Source organism: Streptomyces sennicomposti, assembly GCF_019890635.1.
Lineage (GTDB): Bacteria > Actinomycetota > Actinomycetes > Streptomycetales > Streptomycetaceae > Streptomyces > Streptomyces sennicomposti.
On the sequence record NZ_JAIOAB010000024.1, the window covers coordinates 38,688 to 56,688 of the forward strand.

Sequence of the window (18,001 nt, forward strand, 5' to 3'; positions counted from 1 at the left end):
CGAGGGCCGGGGGCGCTCCCCACACCGGGGCGCATCCCCCGTAAAGTGTCACGACCGACCGGGGATCACCGGGCGCCGCAGCGACCAGAAGGGGGAGGGGCATCGGATGCCGCAGACCAAGGCACCGGCACCCGCACCACACACCGAGGCCGCCCCGCGCACCCGGCTGCGCTGGTGGACCGAGCTTCCGCTGATCGCGCTGGTGTACGCCTGCTACTCCGCCGGCCGGCTGCTGGTCCGCGGCGACGTCGCCTCCGCCGTCGACCACGGCCTGGCGCTGCTGCGCTTCGAGCAGACGCTGCACCTGAACGCCGAGCACCCGCTCAACCGCCTCTTCACCCGCGAGCCCTGGCTCGGCGTCCCGGCCGACTTCTGGTACGCCTCGCTGCACTACGTGGTGACGCCCGCGATCCTGGTGTGGCTGTTCCGGGCGCGCTCCCGGCTCTACCGCGCGGCCCGCACCTGGCTGATGACGTCGACGTTCATCGGCCTGATCGGCTTCACCCTGCTGCCGACCTGCCCGCCGCGCCTGCTGTCGCCCGAGTACGGCTTCGTGGACACCATGGCCCACTACAGCTCCTACGGCTGGTGGGGCGGCGAGGCCAGCGCCCCGCGCGGCATGGGCGCCATGACGAACCAGTACGCGGCGATGCCGAGCCTGCACGTGGGCTGGGCGCTGTGGTGCGGCGTGATGCTGTGGCGGCACGGCGGCACCCGGTGGGCGAAGGCGGCCGGGGTCGCCTATCCGCTGCTGACCGCGATCGTGGTGATGGGCACCGCCAACCACTATCTGCTGGACGCGGTCGCCGGAGTGGCCGTGATGGCCGTCGGCCTGATCCTCGCGCCGTACGTGACGCGGGCAGCGGACCGGGTGCGGACGCTGCTGGCGGCCCGCGTCCCCGCCCTCGCGCCGGCCGCGGCGGGCTCGGGTTCCGCGATTGTCAGTGGCGGGTGCCAGACTTCGGCGGGTGAGCGAATTCCACGGCAGCGCGAAACACGGTTCGGGTCCGGAGCCGAGCCGGGTGCCTCCTCCCAGGACACGGGGGACGGCGCTCCGGCGGCAGCTCGCTGAGCTGCGCGGGCCGGGCGTTCCGGCCCGGGCGCTGGACGCCCGCGCGCTGGCGGCGCTGGCCGCGAACCCGGGCTGCCGGCGGCGCGCGCTCCTGGACGGCGCGGGCGTGGACAAGGCGGCGCTGGCGGGCGCGCTCGGCGCGCCCTCCGCGTTCGGCCAGTCCCAGTTCGCCCTGACCCGGGGCAACGCGTTCGAGGCGCGGGTCAAGGCCGACGGCGGCGCCGAGCTGCTGCGCCTGGTCCACCGGCGGCTGGACCCGGCCGCCGAACCGCCCGAGCGGGCCGAGCTGCCCGAGCTGAGCGCCGCGGGCCCCGAGGGGCGCGCGGAGCGCACGGCGCTGGCGCTGCGCGAGGCGACGGCGGCCGGCGCGTGGACGCTGCTGGACCACCCGATGCTCGCCCTGGAGGTGGCCGGCTCGCCCGCCTTCCTGGAGCCCGACGCGGTGGTGGTGCACCCGGACGGCAGCTGGACGGTCGTGGAGATCAAGTCGTTCCCGATGCTGGACGGCTCCGCCGACCCGGCGAAGGTCGGCGCGGCGGCGCGGCAGGCCGCGGTGTACGTACTGGCGCTGGAGCACGCCGCCGCCCGCCTGGACCCCGCGCCCCGGGTGCGGCACCGGGTGCTGCTGGTGTGCCCGAAGGACTTCTCCAACCTGCCCACCGCCTCCGCCGTGGACGTGCGCAAGCAGCGGGCCGTGACCGCCCGCCAGCTGGCCCGGCTCACCCGCGTCCAGGACATCGCCGACGCGCTCCCCGAGGGCGCCTGCTTCTCCCCCGAGCTGCCCGCCGAGGAGCTGACCGCCGCCGTCGAGGCGGTGCCCGCGGCGTACGCGCCCGAGTGCCTGGCCGCGTGCGAGCTGGCCTTCCACTGCCGGGCGCGCGCCCGCGCGCGGGGCGCGGTGACCGCGCTGGGCCGTTCGGTGCGCGCGGAGCTGGGCGGTCTGTCCACGGTGGACGATGTGCTCACGGCGGCCCGCGGCGAGGCCGGCGACCCGGACGACCCGGCGGTGGCGGCCCTGCGCAGGGCGGCCCGCCTGCGGGCGGAGGCCCTGGCCGGACACCGCCCGGCGGCGCCCCCCGGCGGCCACCGGCAGGAGACTTTGGAGCAGGACGGCGAGCGGCAGGGGGCGGCATGTCGCTGATCGCCACCCTGGCCCGGCTCGAGGCCGTGCACAGCGGCCGGGCGCAGCCGGCCGCGACCGTGCGGCACCGGCACCTGTCCGACCGGCCGCTGGTGTTCGTGCCGCTCACCACCGCCGGTGAGGCGGGCGCCCCGCTCGGCGCGCTGGTCGGCACGGACCGGGACGCGCCGCGGCTGCTGGCCGTGCCGCAGCCGCGCGACCGCGACCTCAGGTTCGCGTTCCTCGCCGAGCTGGCCGACGTCATGCTCCCCTACGTCGACTCCTTCGCCGAGTCGGTGGAGGCGGCCGAGCGCACCGAGACCGACCCGGAGACCGGCAAGCGGGTCAAGGTCGAGGTGGAGCTGTGCGCGGACGCGCCCCAGCTGATCGTGCCGAGCCGCGCCGGCATCGACTTCGTCCGGCTGCTCGGCCGCTCCATGCGGTTCCGGCGCACCGCCGAGCAGGACCCGGAGACCCCGCATCCGGCGCCGCCCAGGGTGCCGCTGCTGGGGCGGTGGCTGACCCACTTCGGGGAGCGGGCGCGGGTGCCCGGCTCCTCCCTGCTGCTGGCCCTCAGCGACGTACTGGCCCGGCACTGGACCACCGGCCAGTCCGGTCTGGAGGACCAGCACCTGGGGGCGCTGCTGGCGTGGATCGCCCCGCCGGACGGCGGCTCGGGCGCCGAGGCCGCGCTGCGCGCCGAGCTGGAGCGGGACGCGGCCGGCCAGCTGCTGTGCCCGCCGGCGGGTCCGGCCACCGACCCGGCCTTCGACAACAAGCTGCTCGCGCCCGCCATCGAGCGCTACGACCGGGCCCGCCAGGCCCTCGCCGCCGCCGAGGACGGCATGGCGGCCGACGACCGGCTCGGCGCGGTCACCGCGGCCGAGCGCGACATCCTCGCCCTGGTCGAGAAGTGCGCGCTGCCCACCTGGGAGAAGGTCTGGGACGGCCTGGACCTGCTGCGGACGCTGCCCGAGGGGGCGCACGTGGCGGAGCGGTGGACGCGCGACCGCTGGTCGTTCACCGGGCACCGCGACCGGATCACCGCCGGGGAGCCGCCGCAGCCGCGCCGCGACGACGCGGTCACCGCGGCCAACAAGCTGGCCGCGCGCGAGCGCGAGCAGGCCCGCCTGGACGCGCAGGAGGCGCTGGACGACCCGCTGGTGATGGCGGGGCGGCGGCTGGCCGGGGAGGCGTTCGCGGGCGAGGTCGTCGAGGTCGTCATGGCCTACAGCGAGGGCAAGCGGCCCAGCCCCCGCCCGCTGGTCACCGTGCGCACGGACGACCGGCCGCACCTCGGCGAGCGGGCGAAGGCGTACCGCTCACTGAACGGCAGGCCGCAGTCGGCGGAGTTCGTCGCCGAGGAGGACGACGGGACGCTGATCGTGCTGCGGGTCCTCGACAAGATGGGCCGCGGCAAGGAGCCCGAGGCCGGCTCCGTGCCCGAGAAGGGCGACCGGGTGTGCTTCACGCTCTTCGAGCACGAGCAGCGCGGCGGCGCGAAGCTGCCCGACCCCGAGCAGACCCCGTGGACGCACGGCGGCCCGCCGGGCGAGGAGAGCGTCCCGGAGGCCCCCGACCCGGTGACCGAGGAGGACCTTCTGTGACCGCCCCCGTCCACCCGACCGCGACCGGCCCGGAGCCGGCCTTCGACCCCGGCGCGGCAGCCGCCCGGGCCACCGGGGCGATCCTGCGCGACACCCTGCACGGCACGCACCGCGGGGTGGTCGTGGACTCGCCGCCCGGCGCCGGGAAGTCGACTCTGGTGGTGCGCGCCGCGCTGGAGCTGGCCGCCGCCGGACGGCCCCTGATGGTCGTCGCGCAGACGAACGCCCAGGTGGACGACCTGGTCCTGCGGCTCGCGAAGAAGGAGCCCGAGCTGCCGGTGGGGCGGCTGCACAGCAGCGACGCCGACGCCTACGACAAGGCGCTGGACGGCCTGGCGAACGTGCGCAAGTCCGCGAAGGCCGCCGATCTCGCCGGGCTGGACGTGGTGGTGTCCACGGCCGCGAAGTGGGCGCATGTGAAGGTCGACGAGCCGTGGCGGCACGCGATCGTGGACGAGGCGTACCAGATGCGCTCGGACGCGCTGCTGGCGGTGGCCGGGCTGTTCGAGCGGGCGCTGTTCGTGGGCGACCCCGGTCAGCTGGACCCGTTCGCGATCGTCGGCAGCGAGCAGTGGGCCGGGCTGACGTACGATCCGTCGGCGTCCGCGGTGACGACCCTGCTCGCGCACAACCCGGAGCTGCCCCAGCACCGGCTGCCGGTGTCCTGGCGGCTGCCGGCGTCGGCGGCGCCGCTGGTCTCGGACGCGTTCTACCCGTACACGCCGTTCCGCAGCGGTACGGCCGCCGGTGACCGGCGGCTCTCCTTCGCGGTGCCCTCCGACGGTTCGGGGCCCGACCGGGTGATCGACGAGGCCGCCGCGTCCGGCTGGGGCCTGCTGGAGCTGCCCGCACGGCACACTCCGCGCACGGACCCGGAGGCGGTGCGGGCCCTCGCGGCGGTCGTACGGCGGCTGCTGGAGCGCGGCGGCGCGACGACCTCGGAGCTGACCCGAGCTCTCGGCTCCGCTCCAGCAGGGGGGACCCCCGTCGCGGACCCGGCGCCGCTGACCGCCGACCGGATCGCCGTCGGCACCGCGCACCGGGACCAGGCGGCCGCGGTGCGGGCGGCGCTCGCGGAGCTGGGCGTCACGGACGTCACGGTGGACACCGCGAACCGGCTCCAGGGACGGGAGTTCGACGTCACGGTCGTCCTGCACCCGCTCTCCGGCCGTCCCGACGCCACCGCGTTCCACCTGGAGACCGGCCGGCTGTGCGTCCTCGCCTCCCGCCACCGGCACGCCTGCATCGTCGTCTGCCGCGCCGGGGTGAGCGAACTCCTGGACGACCACCCGTCCACGGAACCGGTCCAGCTGGGGGTGACGGTGAAGTTCCCGGACGGCTGGGAGGCGAATCATGCGGTACTGGCCCGGCTGCACGAACACCGGGTGAGCTGGAGACCGTGAGCGGCGGACGGGCGCGGAGGACGCGAACGGTGCCGCTCACACGCCGGACGGAGTCCGGCACGCCGCCGGAGGCGGCCGATGAACACAGCCCGGACGGCTGGGAGGCGAATCACGCGGTACTGGCCCGGCTGCACGAACACCGGGTGAGCTGGCGGCCCTGACCGGCGGTACGGGTGCGGTGCCGTCCGCGCGCCGGATCGGCTCCGCCGGGACAGGTCCGGGCGGTGCGGGAACATCGGGCGGCGCTCGCGCCTTGACTACCTCCGGGGGTCGGCGCCGCCCGCCCTCGGCGCCGCTTGCCCCGACGCCCCCTTGCGCTCGCGCGAGACAATGGAGGGTGGCCCTTCCAGAAGGCGGCGCCATCCGAACCGTACGAGGAGGAGAAGACATGGCGGAGCCCACGCCGCGTCGCAACGAACCGCGGCTACGCCCCGCGCCCCTGCTCTTCGAGCCCGCAGCGGCCGCTGCCGACCCGGAGCACTTCTTCGACCTGGAGTCGATCGACGACCCCCAGGCGCTGCTGGAACGGGCGACCGAACTGACGCTCGCGTTCCGGGCGGCGACCGACCGCGCGGTGGAGTTCCAGGCCGTCGCCGCGGCGCAGCTCGCCGACCCGCGGCGGTTCGACCGGCTGAGCGCGGCGGACATCGCCGAACGGGCGGAGTGGACCGAGGACTACGCCAAGAAGATGATCGAGTTCGGCTGGGACCTGCTGCGCGGCACCGGGGAGAGCGTGCACGCCAATCCGTCCGACCCCCTCTGATCCGACCGGTCCGGCTCCCGGACCGCCCCGTCCGGGTCGGCGGCGCACAGATGCACGGCCGCGGCTTGGTCCCCCTCCACGCGCCCCCTCCACGCTCCGGGACACCCCGTGATCATCGACCTGGCATATGACAGGCGGGCAAGATACTCCTTTCCTCCGCCGTCTGTCCCGGTTTCCCGCGACCCTGCGAAACCGGCCGCGCACGGTCGGTAGATATATCGGCATGAGCCGCACCAGTGACGACCCGCTCCCCCGTCAGTTCGACCTCGCCGCCGGCCACGGCGGTGACCCGTGTGGCGTCACCCCGGACGGCGCCGCCTGGCTCGCCTCGGCCGCCCCCTACCCGCGCAGCACGCTCGCCTTCTGGCGGGAGCGTCCGGACGCCCCGGTCGTGCTGCCCTGCGGCGCCGCGTTCGACGTGGTCAACGCGCCGGCGATGTTCGGCCGCCGGATGCTGGACCGGATGTGGGAGGAGGGCCCCGGCTCCGGCCCGGTCGCCGTGCACCGGGGGCGGATGCTGCTGTTCACCGCGCCGGGCACCGCCCACCGGCTGCCCTCGCTGCTGGAGTGGGAGGAGTGGGGCGCGCGCGGCCGGACGGACGGCGCCGGGCGCGCCGGGGGCGTCCCGCCGCTGCTGTGCCACGGCAACGGCGACGCGGTGACCGTGCCCGCGCCCGTCGCCGGCGCCGGCCTCGGCCGCTCCGCGTCCCGCTGGCTGGTCGCCCCCGACACCCGCCATCCGTGGCTGCCGGGCCCCGAGATCCTGCTGTGGGCGGCGGTGCGGGCGGCCCGCGCCGCGGTGCGGATTTCGATTTTTCCTCCGGCCGACCAGGGTGCTAATGTCTACGACGTCAGCAGGCGCCGCTAGCTCAGTTGGTTAGAGCAGCTGACTCTTAATCAGCGGGTCCGGGGTTCGAGTCCCTGGCGGCGCACGATGGCGGTGGCGGGTTGTGTTCGTGGAAAGCGCGAACCCAGCCCGCCATCTTCGTTTTTGCGCGGCTGCGCCGCGCGTTGTGGGGGCTTCGCCACCCACACCCCCGGCTCGGTCGCACCCCCGCTCGACCAGGCCCCGCTCGGTCGCACCCCCGGGTCGGCCGCGCCCCGCTCGACCGGGCCCCGCTCGGTCGCCTCCCCGCTCGACCAGGCTCCGCTCGGTGGCACCCCCGGGTCGGCCACGCCCCGCTCGGTGGCACCGCCGCGCGACCACGCCCCGCTCGGTCGCGCCCTCGCTCGACCGGCCCCCTCGGCCGCACGCCCACCCCACCGCACGTCCACCCCACCGGTCGCCCCGCGCCGGTCGCCCCGCGGCGGGCCTTCGTTCAGCCGGGTGTGATGTCGACCGTGTACGCGCCCGAGGCCGTGCGGTTCTCGACCTCCACGCGGACGCCGTCCCCCGGCACGGTGAAGCTCTCGCCCACGTCGACGGGCGCGTCCGCGAGCGGCGGGTAGACGGAGTTCTCCCAGCAGGCCTCGGTGCGCGGATGGGCGTCGATCACCTGCACGGCGCCGCCGCCCGACTCGGCCGTGCCGCGCACCCGGTAGATCAGCACCCCCGACCGGCAGCCGGTCGTGTCGTTGCCGATCGAGTCCCGCGCCTCGACGGCCAGCGCGGTGTCGCTCCCGGTCCGCACCACGGCCAGCTTCGTCCCGCCGCCCAGCCCGAACAGGGGCTGCCCGCCGAGCCCCGTCACGCTCCGGTCGTCCCCGGCCTCGTCGACGCCCGAGTCCCCGCCCGTGCTCGCGCCCCCGTCCGCGCCGGCCGGGCCGGCCTCGACCGGCTCCAGGGTCAGCCGGGTCGTCCCGGCGCCCCGTACGCAGGTCACCTGGCGCGGGTCCAGCCAGCCGAGCCGCCACTTGTGCCAGGCGAACAGGTCCGGGGAGAGCGCGAACTGGCTGCCCATCAGGTCCCAGTCGCCGACGTAGGTGTCCCAGTCGCCCTTGTCGTCCGAGGGGCGGTGGTACAGGTCCGGCAGGTCGAAGACGTGCCCCGTCTCATGGGCGAGCACCAGCCGGTCCGGCGGGTGCCGTTCGAACACCGTCACCACCCGCCGCAGGTCCCGGCCGTCGGCCCGCAGCGGGGCGTCCAGGTTGACGACCTTCGTGGCGTCCGAGTCGACGCCCGGCGCGTCCGGGTCGGCCACCAGGTAGACGACGTCGTAGCGGGAGAAGTCGACCTCCGGGTCGGCGGCGGTGATCGCGTCGCGCAGATAGGCGGTGCGGTCGGCGGCGTTCCAGTCGCGGTGCATGGCGTACGCCGTGGACGGGCGCGGCATCCGGATCCAGTGCCGCAGCGGGTGCGGGCGCAGCGTGAACTTGCCGTAGGACGCCCGTTCGAAGAACTGGCTGGTGCCCGGGAAGTGGTCGGCGGTGAGGTCGTCGGGGGTGGTGAGCGGGGCCGAGTCGGGGAAGGACAGGAAGACCATCACGGCGTCGAGCGGCCGGGTCGGCCGGGCATAGGAGGCGTTCCAGGTGTCCACCCCTTCGGAGTGGTGCGCGGCGGTGCGGTGCAGGGCGCAGGGCGCCGTCGAGAACGGCTCGGCGACCGACGGGCCGCCGAGGATGGAGGTGGCGGCGACCGCGGACAGCGTGGTGAACACGGCGGCGGTGCTGCGCAGTCGGGGCCGCGCTCCGGCCCGGTCCAGCGCCTTGAGGGCGTCACGGCCGAGCGCCTTCAGGGGGAGCTGACGCGGCACGGAAACCTCCGGGTGCGGTTCGCGGGGACACCGCACCCAGCCTGTGGGAGTTTGGTGAGGTACGCCCTGTTTGTCTGCACCGGAAGGGTGAGGGGCCCGAGTTCGCGAGGTACGGAGCCGTGGCGAGACGCCGGGAGGAGCGACACCCCCGGGCCGTTCACGGAACGTCACAAGCGGTCGGTGGTCCGAAGAACCTGTCCAGGTGCGGACAGAAACGATCCGTCAGGAGTGCGAGTGATCCGACGAGACCGGCGAACCGCTGGCAGCGGCCCGGCGCCAACCTCTATGATCGGCACACTTTCCTGGCACTTTCCTGCGCGGACACGGGCCCGGCGGCCAAGCGTCACTCGGCCGGCCACCCGACGAGACCGATACGAGAACCGAGTGCACTGCGGGAGCGAGCGGTGAGCGGAACGTCCGAAGGGCCGACGCCCACGGCAGACCTCATCCAGCCGAAAGTCACACAGAGTGATGTTATGGCGCCGCCTGGTGTCGAATCGGCCGGTGCCGCCGCCGGGGGCCAGGTGCGCGTCGGGGCCGCCGGGGCCGTGGCCCGCACGGTGGCTCCCGCAGCGCCCCCCGAGCCCGCTTCCGGGCCCACCCCCGCGCCCGGCGTCACCCGGACGGCGCAACCCGTCGGATCGCCGTTCCGCTCGGCCTTCGACGCCGCGCCGCTCGCGATGGCCGTCGTGGACCGCGAGGGCCTGGTCGTCAGCGCCAACGACACCTTCGGCGAGCTGCTCGGCACCGACCCCGGCGAGCTGGCCGGCCGGCCCGCCGCCGATCTGGTGGACCTCGCCTCCGACGCCCGCACCTGGCAGGCGTACCGGGCGGTGCTGCGCGGGCGGCAGGCACGGCTGCGCTGCGTCCGCCACTTCAAGCACGCCGACGGCCGCTCCCGCTGGGTCCAGGTCACCCTCGCACCGCTGCCGGCGGAGCACCCGGGCACGGACGCGCCCGCGAGCGGGCCGGAGAGCACCGCGGGCGTGCTGCTGTCCCTCGCCGACATCAGCGTCCGCCGCGAACTCCAGTCCCGGCTGCGGCACTTGCGGATGCACGACCCGGTGACCCGGCTCCCCAACCGCACGCTGTTCTTCGAACGTCTGTCGGCCGCGCTGGAGACCGAGTCGTACGAGCGCGGCGGGACCGGCCGGATCGGCCTGTGCTACCTCGACCTGGACGGCTTCAAGGCGGTCAACGACACCCTCGGCCACCGGATCGGCGACCGGCTGCTGGCGGCCGTGGCCCGGCGGCTCCAGGGCTGTGCGGACGAGGCCGGGTACGGCAGGGCGAGCGCGCCGCTGGTGGCCCGGCTCGGCGGGGACGAGTTCGCGCTGCTGGTGGAGGACTCCACCGGCACCGAACAGCTCGCCGATCTGGCCGAGTCGGTGCTGACGGCGCTTCAGGAGCCGTTCGAGGTCTCCGGCCGGCGGCTGTCGGTGTCGGCGTCGATCGGCGTGGTCGAACGGCAGGCGGCCGGGACCTCGGCCACCGCCCTGATGCAGGCGGCCGACACGACGCTGTACTGGGCGAAGGCGGACGGCAAGGCCCGCTGGACCCTGTTCGACCCGGAGCGCAACGCGACCCGGATGACCCGCCAGGCCCTCGTCTCCACGCTGCGCGCGGCCGTGGAGCGGGGCGAGTTCACGCTGGAGTACCAGCCGCTGGTCGCCATGGCGGACGGGCGGCTGCGCGGGGTGGAGGCGCTGGTGCGCTGGCGGCACCCGCAGTTCGGGGTGCTGACGCCGAATCGGTTCATCACACTGGCGGAGGAGGACGGCTCGATCGTGCCGCTGGGCCGCTGGATCCTGGCCACCGCCTGCCGTCAGGCGCGCCGCTGGCAGCTGGACCACCCGGACGAGCCGCCGATCTTCGTCAGCGTCAACGTCGCGGTCCGCCAGGTGTGGGACTCCGACCTGGTGGCGGACGTCGCCGAGGTGCTGGCGGAGACCGGGCTCGCGCCGCGGCTGCTCCAGCTGGAGCTGACCGAGTCGGCGGTGATGGGCTCGGCCGGACGCCCGCTGGAGGCCCTGCGGGCGCTCAGCGACATGGGCGTCACCATCGCCATCGACGACTTCGGCACCGGCTACTCCAACCTCGCCTACCTCAGCCGGCTGCCGGTGTCGGCGCTGAAGCTGGACGGGTCCTTCGTCCGGGGGTTCCAGCCCGGGCGGCAGACGGGCGAGGCGGAGCTGCCCAGCCCCGCCGACGAGGTGATCGTGGAGGCGATGATCCAGCTCGCGCACCGGCTGGGGCTGACCGTCACCGCGGAGTGCGTGGAGACCTCCGACCAGGCCAGCAGGCTGCGGCGGATCGGCTGCGACACCGGGCAGGGCTGGCTGTACTCCCGCCCGGTGTCACCGGACCGCATCTCCGAACTCCTCGACGGCCACGCCTGCGGCCGCCGCTGACACGCGGCGACCGCGGCGCCCGGGGGTCAGGCGGTGGGCAGTCCGTAGGCGTCGGCGATGAGTTCGTAGGAGCGGACGCGTACGTCGCCGCCGTGGGCGTTGGCGGTGAGCATCAGCTCGTCGGCGCCGGTGCGCTTCTGGAGGTCGTCCAGGCCGGCGCGGACCTCGTCCGGGGTGCCGTGGACGACGTTGGCGTTCCAGGAGCGGACGAACTCCTCCTCCATCGGGCTGAACTCGTACGCCTCGGCCTCCTCCGGGGTGGGGACCAGGCCCGGGCGGCCGGTGCGCAGCCGGACCATGTTCAGCGCGGCGGCCAGGACCTGGCGGCGGGCCTCCTTCTCGTCGTCGGCGGCGAGGGCGGCGACGCCGATGAGGGCGTACGGCGCGTCGAGCACCGCGCTCGGGCGGAACGACTCGCGGTAGAGGTCGAGGGCCGGGACGGTGTTCTGCGCGGAGAAGTGGTGCGCGAAGGCGAACGGCAGACCGAGCATGCCGGCCAGCCGGGCGCTGAAGCCGGAGGAGCCCAGCAGCCAGATCGGCGGGCGGTGCGGGGACTGGACGCCGCCGGGCGAGGTGGCCTGGACGGGGCCGGGGACGGCGTGGATACGGCGGTAGGGGTGGCCGTCGGGGAAGTCGTCGTCCAGGAAGCGGGTCAGCTCGGCGAGCTGCTGCGGGAAGTCGTCCGCGCCCTCGTTGAGCCGGTCGGTGCGGCGCAGGGCGGCGGCGGTGGCGCCGTCGGTGCCGGGGGCGCGGCCGAGGCCGAGGTCGACCCGGCCGGGGGCCATGGCCTCCAGGGTGCCGAACTGCTCCGCGATCACCAGGGGGGCGTGGTTGGGCAGCATGACGCCGCCCGAGCCGAGGCGGATGCGGTCGGTGTGGGCGGCGAGGTGGGCGAGGATCACCGCGGGCGAGGAGGACGCCACGCCGGGCATGGAGTGGTGCTCGGCCACCCAGTAGCGGTGGTAGCCGCGGGACTCCGCGAGACGGGACAGGGCGACGCTGGTGCGGAGGGCGTCGGTGGCCGTGCGGCCCGCCCCCACGGTCACCAGATCCAGTACGGACAGGGGCACGGGCGCCGTGCCGTGTGTCGTGCCTCGGATCTCGTCTGCCACGGGGTGCCTCCTGCGCTCGTACCGTCCGGTGCTCTTCCGGTCGGCAACAGGAGACGGTCCCCGTTTGTTCCCCGGCCCGCCCATCCGATCGACCCGGACCTGCACAAGTCCCCGCCCCGAACCCCGGGCACAGCCCTCCCGGGGGCCGGGCAGGACCGGCGCCGGCGCCCCCCCCCCCCCGGCGGCCGACCGCGGACGCCGCAGGCCCGCGGGAAGGGCGAGGCGGGCCGCCTCGCCCTTCCCGCCCCGCACAGCCCCTACGCCGCCAGCGCGTGGCCCGGGTGGAGCACCACCTTCGTATAGCCCTCGATCCGCTTGTCGAACTTCTCGTAGGCCTGGGGGGCCTGGTCCAGGGGGAGTTCGTGGGAGACCACGAAGCTCGGCTTGGCCCGGCCGGAGATGATCAGGTCGCGCAACTGGCGGTTGTACCGCTTCACGTTGCACTGCCCGGTCCCCATCTGCTGCCCCTTCTCGAACATCTTGCCGATCGAGACCAGCAGCTGGCCGTGCTTGGCGTGCTCGTCGGGGCCGCCCGGGTCGGACGGGACGTACAGGCCCGGCACGCCGAGGAGTCCGGTGGGCCGTACCGTCTCGACCAGCGTGTTGAGGACGACGGCCGGCTCCTCGTGCCCCTCCTCGTGGTGGGACTGCGCCTGGTAGCCGACGGCGTCCACGCCCTTGTCGGTGCCCTCGCCGCCCGTCTGCTCCTTGATCTGGTCGGCCGGCTCGCCCTTCGTGAAGTCGATCGGGACGGCCCCGATCTCCTCCGCCTTGGCCAGCCGCTCGGGCACCCGGTCCACCACGAACACCTTGGACGCCCCGCGCAGCAGCGCCGAGTACGCGGCCATCAGGCCCACCGGCCCCGCGCCGAAGACGGCCACCGACTCGCCCGGCGATACCTGGGCCAGCTCGCAGCCGTGGTACCCGGTCGGGAAGATGTCGGCGAGCAGCACGAAGTCGGTCTCGTGCTCCTCCCCCGGCGGCAGCTTCAGGCAGTTGAAGTCGGCGAACGGCACCCGCAGCCGCTCCGCCTGGCCGCCGGTGTACGGGCCCATCGCCACGTATCCGTAGGCCCCGCCGGCGAACCCGGGGTTCACCGTGAGACAGAAGCCGGTCTTCCCGGCGAGACAGTTCTTGCAGAAGCCGCAGGCCACGTTGAACGGCATCACGACCCGGTCGCCCTCGGCGAGCGAGGTCACGCCGCTGCCGACCTCCTCGACGATGCCGAGGTTCTCGTGGCCGAAGACGATGCCGGCCTGCGCGGCCGTACGGCCCTCGTACATGTGCAGGTCGGACCCGCAGATCGCGCTGGACGTGATGCGCACGATCACGTCGTTGGGGTGCTGGATCCCCGGATCGTCGACGTCCCGCACCGTGACGTTGAAGGGCTTCTCATAGACGACGGCTTTCACCTTCGGTCACCTCCGCGTCGAAAGCACCGGCCTTGACGAGCACCGGCCTTCACGGCGACGACGGGCCGCTGCCAGGGAGGACGCGCGGTCGGGCGGGGGCCGCCGGACCGCGCCGTGGCCCCGGGGGCGGACTCTCGCCGCACCGCCGGACAGTTCCAGGTAACGCCCCCGCACGGGGCCCCGCAACCCACCGGCCCCGCCCCTCGCCCTACGTGACTCAGGTCACACCTGGATGACGGGTTCCCGGGTGAACAGCGCGCCGAGACCGGGGGCGTTGACGCGCCGGTCGGTCAGCCGCAGCGCCTCCCACACGGTGACCTGGTTCGCGGTGAGGACCGGCTTGCCCAGCTCCTTCTCCAGCTCCGCCACGCAGGAGGCGGTGTGCAGCGCCGTGCAGGGCACGAGCAGCGCCTGCGCGTCGGCCGTGTCCGCCGCCCGCGCCAGCGCCCGCACCTGCGCCTCGCCCCAGCCGGCCACCTCGGCCGCCGTGGCCTGACCGGCGCTGTGCGCGGCGACCGCGTCCAGCCCGCCGGCCCGCAGGAACTCCGTGAAGCGGGCGGTCACGTCGTCCGCGTAGGGCGCCGCGACCGCGACCCGGCGCACCCCGATCTCCCGCGCCGCGTTCACGAACCCGAAGGAGGTGGAGGAGGCCGGCATGCCGGCGGCCAGGGCCAGCTCGCGCACCTGCGCGTGGGCGCCCTCCCAGCCCTGGTCGAAGCCGCCGCGGGTGTTCGCCCACACCACGGCCTCCGCGCCGGACAGCCGCAGCGCCTCCACGCTCCGCCGCAGCCACGCGTCGTGGTCCGGGGCGCTCCCGTCCGGGGCGCCCGGGACCGTCTCCGTCCCGCCGGCGTCCTCCTCGTTCTCCGTTCCGATCAGGTCCACCCGGATGTCGCTGCCCAGGAGCTGTTCGATGCGGGGGTAGTCGTCCTCGGCGAAGTGGCCCGGGTAGAGGATTCCGAGTGCGGTCATGACCAGCCTTCCTGCGTGTCGTCTCCGCCGCGCGTACGGTGCGGCCGTGCCTGTCCGGGTACCCAGCGCGGCCGCGGATCTCCTCGGCATAACCCCGCGGCGTCTGGGTAGCGGCGCGCTCATGGCTCCACCACATGCACATGACGCACCTGGGAAAGTCAGACGGATACCCGGGAACGCACCCGGAAGCGGTCCGGGAAACGGCCCCGGTCCGGGGCCCCGCGGCGGTCCGCCCCGAGCCCCCGCCCGCCGGTCGCTGCTCGCGGGGGTGGCGGCGCTCGGCGCGGTCGGCGCGCTCGGCGCCGCGGGGTGCAGCCGGGTGGCCACCGCGTCCGCCGAGAACGGCGGCGACCTCCTGGACCGGCTCAGGGCCCAGGGCGTCGTACGGCTCGGCATCGCGGGCGAGATCCCGTTCGGGTACATCGACCGGGACGGCGAGCTGACCGGGGAGGCGCCCGAGCTGGCCCGGGTGGTCTTCGAGCGGCTCGGGGTGGCGAAGGTCCAGCCCGTGCCGACCGAGTTCGGCTCGCTGATCCCGGGCCTCAACTCCCAGCAGTTCGACGTCGTCGCCGCCGGGATGTACGTCAACGCGGAGCGCTGCGCGCAGGTGATCTTCGCCGACCCCGACTACCAGATGCTCGACTCCTTCGTCGTCCGCAAGGGCAATCCGAAGGGCCTGCACGACTACCGGGACGTCGTCGCGAAGAAGGCGAAATTCGCCACCGGCACCGGCTACGCGCAGATCCAGCACGCGGTGGCCGCCGGGTACGAGGAGAGCGACATCCTGATCGTCCCCGACCAGGTGGCCGGCCTGAACGCCGTCGAGGCCGGCCGCGCGGACGTCTTCGCGGGCACCGCCCTCACCACCCGCGAGGTGGTGAAGAAGTCCGCCAAGGCGGAGGCCACCGAGGCCTTCGCGCCCCTGGTGGACGGCAAACCGCAGGTGGACGGAGGCGCCTTCGCCTTCCGGCCGACCGAGACGAAGCTGCGGGACGCCTTCAACACCGAGCTGCACAAGCTGAAGAAGAGCGGCGAGCTGTTCCGCATCCTGCGGCCCTTCGGCTTCACGAAGGACGAGATGACGGACCTGACCGCGAAGGAGCTGTGCGCGGGATGACCACCGGACTGTGGGAACTCGTACTGCGGGGCCTGTGGACCACGCTCCAGCTGCTGTTCTTCAGCGCCCTGCTCGCCGGCGCCGTCTCCTTCGCGGTCGGCGTCGCCCGCACCCACCGGCTGTGGATCGTCCGCTTCCTGGCGGGCTTCTACACCGAGGTGTTCCGCGGCACCTCCGCGCTGGTGATGATCTTCTGGGTGTTCTTCGTGCTGCCGCCCGCCTTCGGCTGGCAGCTGGTGCCGATGTGGGCGGGCACGCTGGCGCTCGGGCTGACCTACGGCGCGTACGGCTCGGAGATCGTGCGCGGCGCGCTGAACGCGGTGGACCCGGCGCAGCGCGAGGGCGGCATCGCGCTCAGCTTCACGCCCTGGCAGCGGCTGCGGCTGATCCTGCTGCCGCAGGCCGTGCCCGAGATGATCCCCTCCTTCTGCAACCTGCTGGTCGAGCTGCTCAAGGGCACGTCGCTGGTGTCGATCATGGGCATGGGCGACCTGGCCTTCAGCGGCAACCTGGTGCGCCTCGCCCTCCAGGAGAGCGCCGAGATCTACACGTACCTGCTGATCGGCTACTTCCTGATCGCGTTCGCGCTGACCCGGCTGATGCGCGGCCTGGAGAAGCGGCTGAAGCGGGGCATCGGCAAGGACCCGCTGGACGGAGCGGGGGCGCGGGCGGTCAAGCGCGCCGCGACCACCGGCGTGGGCGCGGCCGGCAGCGGGACCTCCGGCGTGGGCGCCGCGCGCACCGGCGCCACCGCGGCGCGCGCCGCGCGCACCGGGGCGTCCGGTGTCGGGACGGCCGAGGGCGGTGCCGCGTGAACTGGGACTGGGGCGCCGTACGCGACTTCATGCCGCACTTCCGGGACGGCCTGCTGGTCACCCTGCAGGCCCTCGCGCTCGGCTCGGTGATCTCCTTCGCGCTCGGGCTGGTGTGGGCGCTGCTGATGCGCGCGCCCACCCGCTGGGTGCGCTGGCCGGTGGGGGCGGTGACGGAGTTCGTCCGCAACACCCCGCTGCTGGTGCAGCTGTTCTTCCTCTTCTACGTGCTGCCCGAGTGGGGCCTGACCTTCTCGGCCCTGACCACCGGCGTCTTCGCGATCGGGCTGCACTACTCGACGTACACGATGCAGGTCTACCGGGCGGGCATCGAGGCGGTGCCGGCCGGCCAGTGGGAGGCGGCGACGGCGCTGAACCTGCCCCGGCGGCGGACCTGGACGGCGGTGATCCTGCCGCAGGCGATCCGCCGGGTGGTGCCGGCCCTCGGCAACTACGTCATCTCGATGCTCAAGGACACGCCGATGCTGATGGCGATCACCGTGCTGGAGATGCTCGGGCAGGCCCGGCTCTACTCCCAGCAGCACTTCCGGTTCACCGAGCCGCTGACCGTGATCGGCGTGGCCTTCATCCTCGTTTCCTATCTGGCCTCCCTCCTCCTGCGAGCACTGGAGCGACGTCTTGTCCGTTGACACCGCCAAGAACCCCGACCACGCCCCCGTCCCCGGGACCGGCCCGCAACTGGTCCGCCTGGAGAACGTGACCAAGCGGTTCGGCGACCACACGGTCCTCGACGGGCTCGACTTCGGCGTCGACGCCGGCAAGCACGTCACCCTGATCGGGCCGTCCGGCTCGGGCAAGACGACGATCCTGCGGCTGCTGATGACGCTGACCACGCCGGACGAGGGCACCATCACGGTGGCCGGGGAACGGCTGTTCCCGGCGCCCGCCAGACAGGTCCGGGAGATCCGCAAGAAGATCGGGATGGTCTTCCAGCACTTCAACCTGTTCCCGAACATGACCGTCCTCAGGAACATCACCGAGGCCCCGGTCACCGTGCTCGGCCTGTCGAAGGACGAGGCGGAGGAGCGGGCCCAGGAGCTGCTGGACCTGGTGGGCCTGGCCGACAAGTGCGACGCGCGCCCCTCGCAGCTGTCCGGCGGTCAGCAGCAGCGGGTGGCGATCGCCCGGGCGCTGGCGATGCGCCCGCAGGTGCTGCTGCTGGACGAGGTGACCTCGGCGCTGGACCCGGAGCTGGTGGCGGGCGTCCTGGACGTGCTGCGCGACATCGCCCGCTCCACCGACATCACCATGCTCTGCGTCACCCACGAGATGGGCTTCGCCCGGGACATCTCCGACCAGGTGCTGATGTTCGACGCGGGGCGCGTGGTGGAGGCCGGTCCGCCGGAGAAGATCTTCGGCGACCCGGAGCAGGAGCGCACCCGGGAGTTCCTCAGCGCGGTGCTGTGACCCTGGCATATGCCGATGTCGCGGAGGGGCGGCCGGGGCGGGGAATCTCGCCGACGGCCGCTCCGCGCGGCCCGTGCGC

The 18,001-nt window shown here is 74.3% G+C and carries 16 protein-coding genes and 1 tRNA gene; 13 read left to right on the forward strand and 4 right to left on the reverse strand.

Going from position 1 to position 18,001, the window contains the following annotated elements:
- The first annotated feature begins 106 nt into the window (after positions 1-106).
- The 8 genes from K7787_RS15835 (at position 107) to K7787_RS15865 (ending at position 6,897) form a co-directional block, all read left to right on the forward strand.
- On the forward strand, positions 107-1,072 hold the full coding sequence (locus K7787_RS15835) for a phosphatase PAP2 family protein (RefSeq protein ID WP_164390634.1): 966 nt from the start codon (positions 107-109) through the stop codon (positions 1,070-1,072).
- Positions 1,023-2,213 carry a hypothetical protein gene (locus K7787_RS15840; RefSeq protein ID WP_223001801.1) on the forward strand — a complete coding sequence of 397 codons (1,191 nt, stop codon included), beginning with the start codon at positions 1,023-1,025 and terminating at the stop codon, positions 2,211-2,213. Before K7787_RS15835 ends, K7787_RS15840 begins: the two co-directional genes overlap by 50 nt.
- Complete coding sequence (locus K7787_RS15845) at positions 2,204-3,799, forward strand: amino acid adenylation domain-containing protein (protein ID WP_164388618.1); 1,596 nt, start codon at positions 2,204-2,206, stop codon at positions 3,797-3,799. The genes K7787_RS15840 and K7787_RS15845 overlap by 10 nt, the downstream gene beginning before the upstream one ends.
- Positions 3,796-5,202, forward strand: coding sequence for an AAA domain-containing protein (locus K7787_RS15850; RefSeq protein ID WP_223001802.1), 1,407 nt, complete (start codon positions 3,796-3,798; stop codon positions 5,200-5,202). Before K7787_RS15845 ends, K7787_RS15850 begins: the two co-directional genes overlap by 4 nt.
- Before the next feature lie 29 nt (positions 5,203-5,231).
- The gene (locus tag K7787_RS32125) at positions 5,232-5,363 is read left to right on the forward strand and encodes a hypothetical protein (RefSeq protein WP_282107264.1); all 132 of its coding nucleotides are present in this window, start codon (positions 5,232-5,234) and stop codon (positions 5,361-5,363) included.
- A gap of 227 nt (positions 5,364-5,590) precedes the next feature.
- Positions 5,591-5,965 (forward strand): DUF8844 domain-containing protein, encoded by a 375-nt coding sequence (locus tag K7787_RS15855; RefSeq protein ID WP_019980558.1) that lies wholly within the window; start codon positions 5,591-5,593, stop codon positions 5,963-5,965.
- 223 nt (positions 5,966-6,188) lie between these two features.
- Positions 6,189-6,833 carry a bifunctional DNA primase/polymerase gene (locus K7787_RS15860; RefSeq protein ID WP_009188772.1) on the forward strand — a complete coding sequence of 215 codons (645 nt, stop codon included), beginning with the start codon at positions 6,189-6,191 and terminating at the stop codon, positions 6,831-6,833.
- Positions 6,824-6,897, forward strand: a tRNA-Lys gene (locus tag K7787_RS15865). The genes K7787_RS15860 and K7787_RS15865 overlap by 10 nt, the downstream gene beginning before the upstream one ends.
- Before the next feature lie 387 nt (positions 6,898-7,284).
- On the opposite strand, the gene K7787_RS15870 is transcribed toward K7787_RS15865, so the two are convergent.
- On the reverse strand, positions 7,285-8,658 hold the full coding sequence (locus K7787_RS15870) for a M6 family metalloprotease domain-containing protein (RefSeq protein ID WP_223001803.1): 1,374 nt from the start codon (positions 8,656-8,658) through the stop codon (positions 7,285-7,287).
- A gap of 476 nt (positions 8,659-9,134) precedes the next feature.
- Between K7787_RS15870 and K7787_RS15875 the strand changes: the two genes are divergently transcribed.
- The gene (locus K7787_RS15875; RefSeq protein WP_247720944.1) at positions 9,135-11,069 is read left to right on the forward strand and encodes a putative bifunctional diguanylate cyclase/phosphodiesterase; all 1,935 of its coding nucleotides are present in this window, start codon (positions 9,135-9,137) and stop codon (positions 11,067-11,069) included.
- Between the two features lie 26 nt (positions 11,070-11,095).
- On the opposite strand, the gene K7787_RS15880 is transcribed toward K7787_RS15875, so the two are convergent.
- The 3 genes from K7787_RS15880 to K7787_RS15890 form a co-directional block, all read right to left on the reverse strand.
- A complete protein-coding gene (locus K7787_RS15880; protein WP_009188775.1) occupies positions 11,096-12,181 on the reverse strand; it encodes an LLM class flavin-dependent oxidoreductase in 1,086 nt (361 codons plus the stop codon).
- A 257-nt stretch (positions 12,182-12,438) separates the two neighbouring features.
- Positions 12,439-13,593: a glutathione-independent formaldehyde dehydrogenase gene (locus tag K7787_RS15885; RefSeq protein WP_223001804.1), complete on the reverse strand. Its 1,155-nt coding sequence runs from the start codon at positions 13,591-13,593 to the stop codon at positions 12,439-12,441.
- A 222-nt stretch (positions 13,594-13,815) separates the two neighbouring features.
- Positions 13,816-14,565, reverse strand: coding sequence for a maleate cis-trans isomerase family protein (locus tag K7787_RS15890; RefSeq protein WP_223001805.1), 750 nt, complete (start codon positions 14,563-14,565; stop codon positions 13,816-13,818).
- A 268-nt stretch (positions 14,566-14,833) separates the two neighbouring features.
- Between K7787_RS15890 and ehuB the strand changes: the two genes are divergently transcribed.
- The 4 genes from ehuB to ehuA are packed head-to-tail and all read left to right on the forward strand — an operon-like array spanning position 14,834 to position 17,922.
- Positions 14,834-15,682 (forward strand): ectoine/hydroxyectoine ABC transporter substrate-binding protein EhuB, encoded by an 849-nt coding sequence (ehuB, locus tag K7787_RS15895; RefSeq protein WP_009188778.1) that lies wholly within the window; start codon positions 14,834-14,836, stop codon positions 15,680-15,682.
- Entirely contained in the window at positions 15,679-16,497 is an 819-nt protein-coding gene (gene ehuC / locus K7787_RS15900) for an ectoine/hydroxyectoine ABC transporter permease subunit EhuC (protein ID WP_223001806.1), read from the forward strand. The genes ehuB and ehuC overlap by 4 nt, the downstream gene beginning before the upstream one ends.
- Positions 16,494-17,144 (forward strand): ectoine/hydroxyectoine ABC transporter permease subunit EhuD, encoded by a 651-nt coding sequence (gene ehuD / locus K7787_RS15905; RefSeq protein ID WP_043260871.1) that lies wholly within the window; start codon positions 16,494-16,496, stop codon positions 17,142-17,144. Before ehuC ends, ehuD begins: the two co-directional genes overlap by 4 nt.
- Positions 17,134-17,922: an ectoine/hydroxyectoine ABC transporter ATP-binding protein EhuA gene (gene ehuA, locus K7787_RS15910; RefSeq protein WP_223001807.1), complete on the forward strand. Its 789-nt coding sequence runs from the start codon at positions 17,134-17,136 to the stop codon at positions 17,920-17,922. Before ehuD ends, ehuA begins: the two co-directional genes overlap by 11 nt.
- Positions 17,923-18,001: the final 79 nt, after the last annotated feature.